Source organism: Mesorhizobium sp. WSM4849, from assembly GCF_055811385.1.
Genome location: NZ_JBVVPW010000003.1, coordinates 190,237 through 203,406 on the forward strand (window position 1 = coordinate 190,237; position 13,170 = coordinate 203,406).

Below are 13,170 nucleotides of genomic sequence, written 5' to 3' on the forward strand. Positions count from 1 at the left end.
GCCCGTGAAATCCCTCCTTGCAAGGGAACCCGGAGCGGTTGCCGGTTGTTTCTCTTCGCTATGATCGAGAAGCTTTTCACCAGGATCGCCACCTACGTTGCCCATCTTGCCGGTCTGCCGACGACATTCGCCCTCTGTTTTCTGGTCATCGTTGTCTGGGCGGCAAGCGGGCCGATATTCGGCTTTTCCGATACGTGGCAACTCGTCATCAATACCGGCACGACGATCGTCACCTTCCTGATGGTGTTCCTCATCCAGAACACCCAGAACCGCGATGGCACGGCGATTCAGACGAAACTCGACGAGTTGATCCGGGTCGGCAAAGCCCACAATACTTTTATCGGCATCGAGCACCTGACCGAATCCGAGGTCGAGGAGATCCGCAAAAAATGTGAACAGGCGGCGAAACGGCATGACCAGAAGATCGCCGATGCGGCGGTCAAGAAAGCCGCTGCGCAAAAGCGCGGCTCGAAGACACATGCGGCGTGAGCGTCAGCTTTCCATGAACGCCGCGAAAGGCTCCTTGTAATCCGGATGCCAGCGCGACAAAGCAGGGCGGTTCTCGATGATGTCGCCGATCGCCCAGGCCATGCGCTTTTCGTCCATAGGCCGTGTCGCCTCGTTGTCGGGGCACAGGATGTAGAAGTCGCCACGCACCAGCGAGGACAGCATGAAGTCGATCACCTGCTCGCCTGTCCAGGCGCCGGCGGGCGTTTCGGTTGCACCTTCGGTCAGGCCGGTAAAAGTGAACCCCGGGATGAGCAGATGCGCGGCGATGTTGGCACTGGGCTCGTTGCGCAACGCATGTGCCAGGCCTTCGGTGAAGGTCTTCACGCCTGATTTGGAGACGTTGTAGGCAAGATTGCCGGGCGGCGTGGTGATGCCTTGCTTGGAGCCGGTGTTTACGATCAGGCCCGGCCTGCCGGCCGCCAGCATGCGCGGCACGAAGGCCGCGACGCCATGGACGACACCCCAGAAGTTGATGTCCAGCAGCCGCTTCCAGGCGTCGCGGTTCTCCCAGGGTTTGCCGGGATTGTTGCCGACGCCGGCATTGTTCATCAACAGCGACACGTCGCCGAAGGCACCGAACACCCTTTCGGCTAGCCGGTCGAGTTCCTCGGCTTTCGAGACGTCGGTCGCAACAGCGAGCACGGCACTGTCGCCGGCAATCGTTGCAACGGCGCGGGCAGCCTCATCGAGCCGCGCGCCGCCGATATCGGCCAGCGCGATTTTCAGGCCCATCGCCGCCAGCCGCTTGGCCGCGGCAAGGCCGATGCCGCTGGCGCCGCCGGTGATAACGGCAACGTTGCCGGAGGCAAGGGCAGGCAAAGCGGTCTGGATTTCGGCGTCGGCGGTCATGGGTGATAGTGTCCTCGTTCAAGCTGCGCCGAACTTAACGCGCCGAGGGGCTCGCGCAAGCCCGCTTTGGCGTCCTTGGGTTGACCACATCGGCAGGCGCTGCGCATGCTGTCCGCGTAAGAAGGAGATTACCGATTGACCGACTGGATCGAGATCCTGAAAGAACAGACCGCCACTGGCGACCAGATGAGCCGCGAGGTGCCGCAAATGCTTGCCAATCCCGATATCAGCGAAGCGCAAGTGAGAACGCTGTTTTCGGCGCTCGAAAAACAAGCGGAGTTCGTCGAGAAGCTGCGCATGGCGCTGGAAAAATTCGGTCATGATTTTTCGGTGATCAAGGCGGCCGAGCGGCTGGAGGAGCGCTATGCCGACCTTGCGGCCTCGGTGGCGGAAAAGCTGAAAGCGATGCGGGAATAGGCACACCTATTTTTCGACCAGCCTCTCGAACCGCCTGTCCGGTACGAACCAGATCATGGCAACCAGCACATAGAGCGCGACGCTGATCCATTGATTGATGAAGGCCAGCGGAATGGCGGCGATGTAGAGGACCACCGAGATCTTTTCCTTGCGGTCGGTGCCCGCCGCTCTGGCGAAGATAGTGTCGTTGCCATGCAGCCGGTGCAGCATGACGACTAGAATGAAGTAGGCGGCCGCGCAAAGCGCCAGGACAACACCGTAAACGGCGACAGGCACCGGCGCGAAATGGTTTTCGCCCATGAAGGCGGTGGTGACGGGCATCAGCGACAGCCAGAACAGCAGATGCAAATTCGCCCACAGCACGCGGCCATCCACCCGCTGCACGGTGTGGAACATGTGGTGCAAATTGTTCCAGTAGATGCCGACATAGATGAAGGACAGCACGTAGCTGAAAAACGTGGGCCATAGCGGTGCCAGCACGGAAAAATCCGCGCCATGCGGCACCTTCAACTCGAGCACCATGATGGTGATGATGATGGCGATAACGCCATCGGTAAATGCCTCGACTCGTCCCTTGCCCATGGATTTCCTCCACTGCGCCTGGCTCATCCTAGGCGATCGAAGTGGCTGGAGGGAAGGCCTGGGCGCTGTCGTTCAGCCGTTCGGCGTCTCGCCGGTGGCCGGTCTGTCTTCGATCATGTGCAGGGTGGGCCAGCGGCCGAAGCGGTGATAGGCAGCTGCCAGCGCGACCGAGGTGATCGAGCCGACTGGAAAGCTCCACCATAACGCTTCCTCGCCGATAACAAGAAGAGCGGCCGATCAACAACAAGAGGGGAAGGTGAGTGCGGCCATCATCAATCGCTGTCGCGTGCGATCAGCTCCAGCGGCCAGACCTCACGGATGATCCGCGCGCCTTCGGTGCCGGCAAAGGCCGGGATCGACGCCAGCAACATTTCGGCCAGCCGCCGTCCCATCGGCTCCAGGGGAGGGCGGAAGCCGGTCAGCGCCGGTGAAAAATAGCGGCACAGCGGCGTGTCGACGATGACGATCACCGCAATGTCGTGACCGGGCTTGATGCCCATCTCGGCCAGCGCCTTGCAGCCGCCGAGTGCCATCGCGTCATTATTGAAGATGATCGCGGTCGGCGGGTCCTTGGAGCGCATCACCTCAGGCGTCACTTCGTATCCGCCGGCCTCGTTGATGAAGCCGTCCGCGATCAGCCCGGGGTCGACCTCGATATCGTGCCGCCGTAAGGCCTTGCGATAGCCGGCCAGGAACAGATAGCCGAAATTGAGGTTAAGAGACGGGCGGATGGCGGCGATGCGGCGATGGCCGCGCGCCACCAGGCGGTCGACCGCGTCGGCCCCGGCTTTTTCGAAATCGAGGTCGAGCGACGGATAGGAGTTGCCGCCGGATCGGCTGCGGCCGAGCGTCGCGAACGGGAATCCGACCCTGGTCAGGTAATCGATGCGCTCGTCCTCGCGCCGCGTCCAGGCCAGCACCACCGCATCGGCCCGGCGCGTCTCGACCACCCGGCGCAGGCGCTCCTGCTGGTAGTCGCCCGGCGCGCCCATCACCACGATCAGGTCGAGCCCGCTTTCGGCGAGTTTCGCCTGCAGCCCGGTCAGGAACGGAATGAAGAACGGCTCGCCATATTGCTCGTCGCCCGGGTGCGGCTGCAGCATGAAGGCGATCGAGTGGGTGGCGCCGCGCCGCAGGCTGCGGCCGGACTGGTTCGGCGAATAGTTCAGCTTTGCCGCGGCATCGAGCACGCGCTGGCGCGTGTCGGCATTGACGTCGGCGCGCCCGTTGAGCGCGCGCGACACGGTGCCGATCGAAATGTTCAGGTGACGCGCAAGGTCGTGAATGCTGGACGCCAAAGGACAGTTCTCCCCTTTCTTGGCTATCACCGGCCGCTCTTCAGGCCAAGGTGATCAAGGTGATTTTCGCGAGCGGCCAATTGACATTCTACGCCTTCGGGTGTGTTCTCGTAAACGTTTACGGAAAAACGTTTACGGTCACGCCGTGAATGCCGTGACGATCGGTCTGGAGGGGCCGAGCGGAGGAGGAGCGCTGGATGATGAATGTCGTCCTGGTCGGCTGCGGAGCGATGAGCAAGCACTGGCTCGATGCGGCGAGGCAGATCGACGGGTTGGCTATTGTCGGCCTTGTCGACCTCGACGCCGACAGGGCGAAGGTAAGGGCGCGCGAATATGACCTTGCCGGCGTCATCGTCGGAACCAATCTTGACGCTGTCCTCGACCAGACCAAACCCGACGCAGTGTTCGACGTCGTGGTTCCGGTGGCCCGGCGCGAGGTTGCGCTCTCCGCGTTTGCCCATCATTGCCACCTCCTGACGGAGAAGCCGCTGGCTGACAGCCCGGACAACGCGCGTGCCATCGTCGAGGCTGCCCGACGCGCCAAGCGCGTGCACGCCGTCGTCCAGAACCGCCGCTATGTCGCCAGCGTCAGGCGCATCAGGCGTTTTCTCGAATCCGGCGCCATCGGTGCGCCAACCAGCATCCACGCCGAATTCTTCGTCGCGCCGCATTTCGGCGGGTTTCGCGAGGAGATGCGCCATGTCCTGCTGCTCGACATGGCGATCCACACTTTCGACGCCGCCCGCTACATGGTCGGTGGCGAGCCGGCCAGCGTCTATTGCCAGGAATGGGAGCCGGTCAATTCCTGGTACCGGCAGGGATCGTCGGCCTCCGCAATCTTCGAGCTCGGCGGCGGCAAGCTGTTCACCTATTCCGGCTCCTGGTGCGCTGACGGGTTCCGCACCAGTTGGGAGAGCACATGGCGCATTGTCGCCGAGTACGGCAGCCTGGTCTGGGACGGTGAGGATGATGGGCTGAGGGCGGAAGTCGCGCGGCCTATCCGTGAAGGCCTGTTCGATCGCACAGAGCCGTTCGCCGTGCCGCCGCTCGATCCGAGAGATCGCATCGGCGGCCATCTCGGCATCATCCAGGATTTTGTGCGCGCCGTCGAAACCGGCACCGAGCCGGAGACGCGCGGCGCCGACAACATCAAAAGCCTGGCCATGGTCTTCGGCGCGATCGAAAGCGCCGAAACCGGGCGCCGGGTCGCGATCGCACAGGAAGGGTGACAATGCCAAACCCGCTTCTCGACATCAGGATCGGTACCATGGTGCGGGCCAATCTCGATGACCCGGCCGCCTATATCAAGGCGATCCTGCCGCTCGGCTTCGAGAGCATCCAGCCCTTCTTCTGGCAGACGCTGGGCGGCAAGGATCTTCCACGGCTGGCCGGCCAGATCCGCGAGGCGATCGGCGACGCCGACGTCGTCGTCTCCTCGCTCGGCGTCTTCGGCAATCCGCTGGAAAGCGGCGAATCCGATCGCGGCGTGCTCGAGGCTTGGGAAACAATCATCGACCATGCGCATCTGTTCGGCACCTCGATGGTCAGCGGCTTCACCGGCCGCCTCCGCGGCAAGCCGCTGCCCGACAGCCTGCCGCGCTTCCGCGAGGTCTGGGGACCACTGGCTCGGCGCGCCGCCGACAAGGGCGTGCGCATCGCCTTCGAGAATTGCGCGATGGACGGCAACTGGGCTGATGGAGACTGGAACATCGCCCACAATCCGGACGCCTGGGAGCTGATGTTCAACGAATTGCCCGATGACAATCTCGGCCTGGAATGGGAGCCCTGCCACCAGCTCGTCTATCTGATCGATCCGATCCCGCAGATCCGCAAATGGGCGCCGCGCATCTTCCATGTCCACGGCAAGGACGCGACGGTGCGCTGGGACGTGATCCGCGAGCATGGCGTGTTCGGCCGGCTGCCGTTCGTGCAAATGCGCACGCCTGGCTTCGGCGACAGCGACTGGACGCGAGTGATCGGCGAGTTGCGGCTGGCCGGCTACAAGGGCGCCATCGACATCGAGGGCTGGCACGACCCGGTCTATCGCGGCGACCTCGAGATTACAGGGCAGGTGCGGGCGCTGGATTACCTCAAGCAATGCCGGGGAGGTGCCGCGTATCTGGCGAACCCGGCCTGAGGATCGGCAGGCGGGAGCGGAGCATTGCGGCGAGAAGCCGAAGCATTCGTCGAAAACCCTCGGCTTGCGAGGGAACAAAGGGAGGAACGTGCATGAGCATCACGATGAGAAGGACAGTTCTGCGCTCGACCGTCCTGGCGGCCGCCACGGCGCTCGCCGCCGCAATCTCCACCTTGCCTGCCCAGGCGCTCGATGCCCAGTGGTGCAAGGACGTCCACATCCGCTTCTTCGTCGGCGGCGCCGAGGGCGACGCCTTCGGCACCATCGTCTACAATGGCGCCAAGCAGGCCGAGGCCGATCTTGGGCCGAAGGTCGACTACATCTTTTCCCAGTGGGACGTCGAGAAGATGGTGCAGCAATTGCGCGAGGCCGTCGCGGTCAAGCCCGGCGGCATCGCCATGATGGGCCACCCGGGCGATGCTTCGATCATGCCGCTGGCCGAACAGGCGCACAAGGACGGCATCAGGATGATGTACCAGAACGTGCCGGTGCCGAAGGTCACGGCAGCGTTCGGCGGCGGCTATGTCGGCGCCCAGCAGGAGCAGCAGGGCCGCGCGCTCGGCGCCGAGGCGTTCAAGCTGGCCGGGCTCAAGGCCGGCGACAAGGCGATCATGATCGGGCCGTTCGAGAACGAGAACCGCGGCGCGCGCGAGCGCGGTACGGTCGCCGCCCTGAAAGAGGCGGGCGTCGAGGTCATACAGCTCTCCTCGCCGCCAAGCGGCGAATGGGCTTCCGATCCCAATCTGGCCATTCCGGTGATTACCGCGGCACTGCTCAACAATCCCGACGTCAAGGCGGTTGGCTATCCCGGCGGACAGATGCTGGGCAACGTCCCGACTTACATGCAGGCGGCGGGCAGGAAGGCGGGCGATATCTTCAACTTCGGCTTCGACACCAGCCCGCAGATCGTCGAGGGCTTCAAGGGCGGCTGGGTGCAGCTGACGGCCGACCAGCAACCATTCCTGCAAGGTTATCTGCCGATCCTCAGCCTCTGCCAGCAGGTGGTGCTGGGCCTCGCGCCGATGAATGTCGACACCGGCGCTGGCTTCGTCACGCCTGACAATTACGAGATCGTCGCCGAGCTCGCCAAGCAGGCGCTGCGCTGACTTTCTAACACGGCATGCCGGTCGGACAGGCCGACCGGCAGCCGGAACCAAGCGAGGATCGCAATGGCCGAACGCCTTATCGAACTGCGCGACATCAGCAAGTCCTATGGCCAGGTCTATGCGCTGGGCGGGGTCAATCTTAGCGTCGACCGCGGCGAGGTGGTCGGCCTGATCGGCGACAACGGCGCCGGCAAGTCGACGCTGATCAAGATCCTCTCCGGCGTGGTCAAGCCGACCAGCGGCGAGATCCTCATCCGCGGCCAGCCGGTGACCGGCTGGAGCGCCGCGCGCTCGCGCGACGCCGGCATCGAGACGGTATTCCAGGACCGGGCGCTGGCCGTGCAGCAGACGATCGTGCGCAACATCTTCATGGGCCGCGAGCTCACCGGCTTTCTCGGCTGGCTGAAGGTCAACAAGGAAATCGAGGAGGCGAGCCGGCTGATGCGCGAGATCGGCTTCACCTCGAAAGTGTTCACGCCGCAATCGATCGTCGGCCAGCTCTCCGGCGGTGAACGCCAGGGCGTGGCGATCGCCCGCGCCATCTACAAGCAGGCCGACCTGATCATCCTCGACGAGCCGACGACGGCGCTGTCGCTGACCGAGACCGCCAAAGTCTTCCATTTCGTGCGCCAGGTGCGGGCGAGCGGACGGTCGATCCTGTTCATCGGCCACAACATCCACCACGTCTTCGATATTGCCGACCGCTTCGTCGTGCTCGATCGCGGCAAGGTCGCGCTCACCGCCGACCGGCGTGACGTCAAGTCGGCCGAAGACCTCATCAACTTCATGGAAGACGTGGCGCATCCGGGCGGTTTGCCGGGCCTGCACGACGCCGGCGACCCGGAGCAGAGAGCACGATGAGCAAGACAATGGAGCCCGATCTGCACGAGCCGTCCGCCGGCATCTCCCGCCCGGGCAATCCGCGGAAAGAGTGGAAACACCCATCCGATCATTGGGTGCGCGGCTTCATCCTCGACAACCGCGCCGCACTCGGCACGCTTGCCGTGTTCGTGGTGATGATGACAGTGTTCATAATCGCCAACCCGACCGTCTTCACCACCTGGTATCTCTACAGCTCCGTGCTCACCACGCTGCCTGTGGCGCTGTTCGTGGTGGTGCCGCTGGTCTTCGTCGTCACCTGCGGCGAGATCGACCTGTCTTTTCCGGCGACGATGGGGTTTGCTTCATGGGTCTTCGCGCTGGTCGTGCAGGCCGGCTACGATCCGTTCCTCGGCATCGCCGCCGCCATTGCAACGGGCACGCTGCTCGGCTTCCTGGTCGGGTCGCTGGTCGTCTATGGCGGGCTGTCGTCGCTGATCGCCACGCTCGGCATGAATTTCCTGCTGCGCGGCCTGATCCAGATTATCAACGAAGGCAAGTCGACGGCGCTGACCAGCCTTGCCGACAGTTGGGCCTACAAGATCTTCTCCAGCCAACTCTACGGCATCCCGGTGCAGATCTTCTGGGCCATCGGCTTCGTCGTGCTGTCGGCGCTGCTCTACAACAGGCATCGCTTCGGCGCGCAGGTGAAGGTGGTCGGCGACAATCCCGACAGCGCCCAGCAGATGGGCATCGACGTCAAGCGCGTGCGGGTGAAAGTGTTCGTCTTCGTCGGCATCGGCGCGGCGATCGCCGGCACCTTTTCGGTGATGATCAACTTCACCTGGTGGCCGACGGCCGGCGACGGCTATCTGCTGCCGGTGCTGGCATCGGTGTTCGTCGGCGGCACGCCGACCTGGGGCGGCATCGGCACCGTCGTCGGCGGCGCCATCGGTGCTGTCACGGTGTCGTTCATCCAGACCGGCGTCGTCGCGGCGGGCTTGAGCGGCTTCTACGTCCAGTTCTTCAACGGGCTGATCATCATCCTGTCGCTGCTCGGCCACAAATGGAACCAGGCGCGGTATCGGTGAGCGATTTCGTTTTCGGTCGGGTCTTTGAATATCTGCACATTATAAAGTCATTTTTGTGCTCGCAGATATAAGTACGTTCTGCGAAACGAATTCAACCAATTCAATATAGTTATATAGAAGGTCTGCTTCCTTCGAAAATGGTAGAAGTATATTCCTCTCATCTTCATTGAATTCGTTTTTTGTATGAACAATTTTGCATCTTATATCGTATATTAAGTCGGCCACTTCAGTTCTCAAGTCGGAATCCTTATTTGCCAATCCGAGCTTGTGCGATGTCAGACTTGGCTGCTTCGACGAAAAGAACTCTCTTTTTTCTTCAGTTTCGCAAACGAATTCTCGCAAGGCATTTGGGTCAAGGCATTCCTGTAGAGTCGCTCGCAATTGCCCTCTTTCATCGCCAAATGAGCCGCTTCTTGTCATTTTTATCGTTGAAAGTAATTTTCCAATATCTGCATCTCTGTCGGCTCTAAATGTAGGATTCTTGAGAACGGCAGACAATCTTCGGGCCGCTTCCCTTTGTGAATAAGTTGGAAAGTAATATTCAAGAATCTGGTAAAAAGCTAAGAATTGCAAAAGCGGCATACCACGCGCACTTCTGGCGTACCAATATAAAGACATTGGGGCGCTATCGTACTCGTGATTTGGAAAATTGAAGGACTGCAGTTTCGCAGAGGGATTTGGTCGCCGTACTGGAAACGGCCTTGGCCTCTCCTTTTCTAATGAAATAGGTATTGAGTGGATCATGTCTATTTCGAAAAAGAAAGAGTTGGCAACTCTTTCAATTAATTCAACGCCCTTATCGTGTGTTTTTATTCCGGTATTACTTAGTTTCAGGCTAAGTCTGCGATCTCGACCGGGTCCGCGATTCATTACTCTGAAATTTTCGGATATTGGTCCAAAACCCAGCGTAATCCCATTTCCGCTATCTACAACGATCTCATTTATCTGGCCACTTCGTGCCGCCTCCGAGAAGTAATCGATACCAAATAGACGTCTGTACAGGCCCGCCGTTCCAACGGGATGCAAACTTTTTACGAGAGCCTCGATCGTGCCCAACTCATATGAACAAATCGCAGCGTAGTTCCCGAGGTATGAGTATTTTTCAAAATCAATTCCAAGTATTGTTTTGATAGAATCAATTGAAGAGAACGATTTCTTCCTCTTTTCGCGGCCGTTCGGAAAAGAGACCAGCACATATCTCTCTACTCCCAAAGTCTCTTCCTGGTATGTCTTAAGCTCTGCCGGAATGTTTGCCTTCAAGCATCTTTGAATGAGGGTTTCTCGAGCGCTCTCAATCTCCTGAGAATTATTGGCTTCGACGATCAAATCGTCTTCCAAGTATGCATCGTCGACGATCTCTAAATTACTTTCTACTGTATCGCTTGATAAAGGATCTTCGTTCTCCCGCTCATTTTTCCCGGATCCAATCATTCTACTTTTCTCTCCTCACACGCCGGTGACAAACCCGTCCAGCACGCGTTTCTGGCCGGCCTTGTCGAAGTCGATGGTCAGCTTGTTGCCGTCGATGGCGGCAATGTTGCCGTTGCCGAATTTCTGGTGGAAGACGCGGTCGCCGACATTGAAGCGGGATGGCGTGTCGGCGACGGATTTGGCGACCAGTTCGCCGTCGATGGTGCGGCCCTTGATCGAGGTCCGGCCGGCGCCATAGCCAGAGTCGGTTTCGCCATAGCCGATGCGCTCGACCTGGTGGCCGGAACGCGAGCCCCAGTTGCGGTCGGTCGCTTCAGTGCGGTTCTGTTGCGCGCGCTGCCAGCCCGGCGTCGCATAGGTGCTGGAGAAGGCACCGGATTTCTCGGTGCCGCCGGTATTGCCGCCAACATTGTCGAAGCGCGAAGCGCCATAGGGATTCTGCCTTCCTGCCCCTTGGCCGCCCCGTCCGGAGGCGAAGGAGCCGCCGCCGTAGGCATTGCCATAACCGCCATAGGAGTTGCCGCTCTCAGCGGCCTCGACATGGGCTTCCGGCAATTCATAGAGGAAGCGCGACGGGATGGTCGATTGCCACAGGCCGTGGATGCGGCGGTTGGAGACGAACCACAAATGCAGGTTCTTCTTGGCACGGGTCAGCCCGACATAGGCCAGCCTCCGTTCTTCCTCCAGCCCGGAGCGGCCGCCCTCGTCGAGCGCGCGCTGGTGTGGAAAAAGACCCTCCTCCCAACCGGGCAGGAAAACGGTCTCGAATTCGAGGCCCTTGGCCGAATGCAGCGTCATGATGTTGACGGCGTCGAGAGACTCGCTTTTCTCGGCCTCCATCACCAGCGCGACATGTTCGAGGAACGAGCGCAGCGATTCGTACTCCTCCATGGAGCGGATCAGCTCTTTCAGGTTTTCCAGCCGGCCGGGAGCTTCCGCCGAGCGGTCGTTCTTCCACATGTCGGTGTAGCCGCTCTCCTCCAGGATGGTCTCGGCGAGCTCGGTGTGCGGCGTGGTCTCCAGCGCCTTCTGCCAGCGCTCGAAATTTGCGGCGACTTCGCGCAGCGCGGCGCGCGGCTTCGGCTTCAGCTCGTCGCTCTCAGCGAGTTTTTCCGCAGCCTCCAGCATCGGGATACGGAGCGCCCTGGCGGTGTCGTGGATCTGGCGGATGGTGGTTTCGCCCAACCCGCGCTTCGGCACGTTGACGATGCGCTCGAAGGCGAGGTCGTCGGCGCCTTGCGCGACGACGCGGAAGAAGGCCAGCGCATCGCGGATTTCGAGACGCTCGTAGAAGCGCGGGCCGCCAATGACGCGATAGTTGAGGCCGAGCGTGACGAAGCGGTCCTCGAACTCGCGCATCTGGAAGGACGCGCGGACAAGAATGGCCATGTCGTTGAGATTGTGCTTTTGCCGCTGGTAGGCCTCGATGGTTTCGCCGACGGCGCGGGCCTCTTCCTCGGAATCCCAGGCGGCATGAACATGGACCTTCTCGTCGTCCTCGGCGACCTTTTCGGTGAACAGCGTCTTGCCGAAGCGGCCTTCATTGTGAGCGATGAGATGGGAGGCGGTGCCGAGGATGTGCGCGGTGGAGCGGTAGTTGCGCTCCAGCCGGATGATCGTGGCGCCGGGGAAATCCTTGTCGAAGCGCAGGATGTTGTCGACCTCGGCCCCGCGCCAGCCATAGATGGATTGATCGTCGTCGCCGACGCAGCAGATGTTGACTTTGCTTTCGCTCACGGGCTGTTCCGCGCCTGCCGGCGCGGGCCCTCCGCGGGGGCCTCGCAACGGCTCGGACGCCCGGTCGGGCTTGCGGCCTTCGGCCGTTCGCAAACCTGTCGACGTAGAAGTGCGTCCGGCGTCCGGCCGCTGGGCCAGCAGGCGCAGCCACATGTATTGGGCGGTGTTGGTGTCCTGGTATTCGTCGACGAGGATGTATTTGAAGCGCTTGTGGTACTCCTTCAGCACGTCCGGATTGTCGCGGAAGATGCGGATCGGGTGGCACAGAAGGTCGCCGAAGTCGCAAGCGTTCAGCGTCTTCAGCCGCTCCTGATAGGCCTTGTAGAGCTCACGGCCCTTGCCGTTGGCGAAGGCGCGGGCGTCGCCCTCGGCAATGTCGGCAGGGCCAAGCCCCTTGTTCTTCCAGCCGTCGATCATCTGGGCGAACTGCTTGGCCGGCCAGCGCTTGTCGTCCAGCCCTTCGGCCTGGATCAGCTGCTTGATCAGGCGCACGACATCATCGGTGTCAAGAATGGTGAAATCGGATTTGAGCCCGGCCAGCTCGGCGTGCCTGCGGAGCAGCTTCACTCCAATCGAGTGGAAGGTGCCGAGCCACGGCATGCCTTCGACATTGCCGTCGCCGATCAGCAGGCCGATCCGCTGCTTCATTTCGCGCGCGGCCTTGTTGGTGAAGGTGACGGCGAGGATTTCCCTGGGGTAAGCCCTATGGGTGGCGAGGATGTGAGCAATGCGGGTGGTGAGCACGCGCGTCTTGCCGGTGCCGGCGCCGGCCAGCACCAGAACCGGGCCTTCAGTGGTTTCCACAGCCAGCCGCTGTTCTTGGTTGAGGCCGTTCAGATAGTCGGGCGCATTGTTATGGCCGCTGCGGGCAGCCATGGCGCGCGCAACAATGCCCGACGGGGCAGTGGGCCGCGCGTTCGGTTCATCAAAAAAAGGCATATCTTCCGAAAAGCCGGACATCTGCCCCGAATGTAGTGATTCGGCAGCGAAAGGCCAGAAGTGTCTCCGTTTTGTTCTCGATCCAGGCCGTAGACTCGACAATTCGATAGTCCTGCGACCCAAAACGCGAGCTTGCTGTGGGTCCACGCCTAAAACGCCGAGCTCGCTTGACAGCCATGGCGGGCCGGAGAAAGTTGTGCTCGGGGCAGGAACGCAATGCCGGGTTGCCCATTGACGCGTGCGAAGCGCTCACC

12 protein-coding genes are annotated in these 13,170 nt (G+C 61.4%); 7 read left to right on the top strand and 5 right to left on the bottom strand.

Translation table 11 applies throughout. The annotated features are described in order from the left end of the window. Positions 1-60: 60 nt before the first annotated feature. Complete coding sequence (locus AC0L3L_RS04325) at positions 61-489, top strand: low affinity iron permease family protein (protein WP_473636784.1); 429 nt, start codon at positions 61-63, stop codon at positions 487-489. A gap of 3 nt (positions 490-492) precedes the next feature. Here AC0L3L_RS04325 and AC0L3L_RS04330 read toward each other — a convergent pair whose 3' ends face one another. Next, the gene (locus AC0L3L_RS04330) at positions 493-1,359 is read right to left on the bottom strand and encodes an SDR family NAD(P)-dependent oxidoreductase (RefSeq protein WP_473636679.1); all 867 of its coding nucleotides are present in this window, start codon (positions 1,357-1,359) and stop codon (positions 493-495) included. A 135-nt stretch (positions 1,360-1,494) separates the two neighbouring features. On the opposite strand from AC0L3L_RS04330, the gene AC0L3L_RS04335 reads away from it, so the two are divergent. Next, positions 1,495-1,776 carry a hypothetical protein gene (locus AC0L3L_RS04335; protein ID WP_023798763.1) on the top strand — a complete coding sequence of 94 codons (282 nt, stop codon included), beginning with the start codon at positions 1,495-1,497 and terminating at the stop codon, positions 1,774-1,776. Positions 1,777-1,782: 6 nt separating this feature from the next. Here the strand turns inward: AC0L3L_RS04335 and AC0L3L_RS04340 are convergent, their stop codons facing one another. Beyond that, on the bottom strand, positions 1,783-2,358 hold the full coding sequence (locus tag AC0L3L_RS04340) for a TMEM175 family protein (RefSeq protein ID WP_473636680.1): 576 nt from the start codon (positions 2,356-2,358) through the stop codon (positions 1,783-1,785). 272 nt (positions 2,359-2,630) lie between these two features. Further along, a complete protein-coding gene (locus AC0L3L_RS04345; RefSeq protein ID WP_473636681.1) occupies positions 2,631-3,656 on the bottom strand; it encodes a LacI family DNA-binding transcriptional regulator in 1,026 nt (341 codons plus the stop codon). Positions 3,657-3,853: 197 nt separating this feature from the next. Between AC0L3L_RS04345 and AC0L3L_RS04350 the strand changes: the two genes are divergently transcribed. The 5 genes from AC0L3L_RS04350 (at position 3,854) to AC0L3L_RS04370 (ending at position 8,809) form a co-directional block, all read left to right on the top strand. Then, positions 3,854-4,885 carry a Gfo/Idh/MocA family protein gene (locus AC0L3L_RS04350; protein ID WP_473636682.1) on the top strand — a complete coding sequence of 344 codons (1,032 nt, stop codon included), beginning with the start codon at positions 3,854-3,856 and terminating at the stop codon, positions 4,883-4,885. Between the two features lie 2 nt (positions 4,886-4,887). Beyond that, positions 4,888-5,793 (top strand): sugar phosphate isomerase/epimerase family protein, encoded by a 906-nt coding sequence (locus AC0L3L_RS04355; RefSeq protein ID WP_473636683.1) that lies wholly within the window; start codon positions 4,888-4,890, stop codon positions 5,791-5,793. Between the two features lie 92 nt (positions 5,794-5,885). After that, complete coding sequence (locus AC0L3L_RS04360; protein WP_473636684.1) at positions 5,886-6,899, top strand: substrate-binding domain-containing protein; 1,014 nt, start codon at positions 5,886-5,888, stop codon at positions 6,897-6,899. A 63-nt stretch (positions 6,900-6,962) separates the two neighbouring features. Next, complete coding sequence (locus AC0L3L_RS04365) at positions 6,963-7,760, top strand: ATP-binding cassette domain-containing protein (RefSeq protein ID WP_473636685.1); 798 nt, start codon at positions 6,963-6,965, stop codon at positions 7,758-7,760. Further along, the gene (locus AC0L3L_RS04370; RefSeq protein ID WP_473636686.1) at positions 7,757-8,809 is read left to right on the top strand and encodes an ABC transporter permease; all 1,053 of its coding nucleotides are present in this window, start codon (positions 7,757-7,759) and stop codon (positions 8,807-8,809) included. Before AC0L3L_RS04365 ends, AC0L3L_RS04370 begins: the two co-directional genes overlap by 4 nt. 39 nt (positions 8,810-8,848) lie before the next feature. On the opposite strand, the gene AC0L3L_RS04375 is transcribed toward AC0L3L_RS04370, so the two are convergent. Then, the gene (locus tag AC0L3L_RS04375) at positions 8,849-10,240 is read right to left on the bottom strand and encodes a hypothetical protein (RefSeq protein WP_473636687.1); all 1,392 of its coding nucleotides are present in this window, start codon (positions 10,238-10,240) and stop codon (positions 8,849-8,851) included. Positions 10,241-10,255: 15 nt separating this feature from the next. After that, positions 10,256-12,937 carry an ATP-dependent helicase gene (locus AC0L3L_RS04380; protein WP_473636688.1) on the bottom strand — a complete coding sequence of 894 codons (2,682 nt, stop codon included), beginning with the start codon at positions 12,935-12,937 and terminating at the stop codon, positions 10,256-10,258. Between the last annotated feature and the right edge of the window lie 233 nt (positions 12,938-13,170).

What these genes read in the sequence shown, in the direction of transcription:
- AC0L3L_RS04380 (WP_473636688.1), bottom strand. Translation starts at nt 12,937, where the DNA reads ATGTCCGGCTTTTCGGAAGATATGCCTTTTTTTGATGAACCGAACGCG.
- AC0L3L_RS04370 (WP_473636686.1), top strand. Translation starts at nt 7,757, where the DNA reads ATGAGCAAGACAATGGAGCCCGATCTGCACGAGCCGTCCGCCGGCATC.
- AC0L3L_RS04325 (WP_473636784.1), top strand. Translation starts at nt 61, where the DNA reads ATGATCGAGAAGCTTTTCACCAGGATCGCCACCTACGTTGCCCATCTT.
- AC0L3L_RS04340 (WP_473636680.1), bottom strand. Translation starts at nt 2,358, where the DNA reads ATGGGCAAGGGACGAGTCGAGGCATTTACCGATGGCGTTATCGCCATC.
- AC0L3L_RS04330 (WP_473636679.1), bottom strand. Translation starts at nt 1,359, where the DNA reads ATGACCGCCGACGCCGAAATCCAGACCGCTTTGCCTGCCCTTGCCTCC.
- AC0L3L_RS04355 (WP_473636683.1), top strand. Translation starts at nt 4,888, where the DNA reads ATGCCAAACCCGCTTCTCGACATCAGGATCGGTACCATGGTGCGGGCC.
- AC0L3L_RS04360 (WP_473636684.1), top strand. Translation starts at nt 5,886, where the DNA reads ATGAGCATCACGATGAGAAGGACAGTTCTGCGCTCGACCGTCCTGGCG.
- AC0L3L_RS04375 (WP_473636687.1), bottom strand. Translation starts at nt 10,240, where the DNA reads ATGATTGGATCCGGGAAAAATGAGCGGGAGAACGAAGATCCTTTATCA.
- AC0L3L_RS04350 (WP_473636682.1), top strand. Translation starts at nt 3,854, where the DNA reads ATGATGAATGTCGTCCTGGTCGGCTGCGGAGCGATGAGCAAGCACTGG.
- AC0L3L_RS04365 (WP_473636685.1), top strand. Translation starts at nt 6,963, where the DNA reads ATGGCCGAACGCCTTATCGAACTGCGCGACATCAGCAAGTCCTATGGC.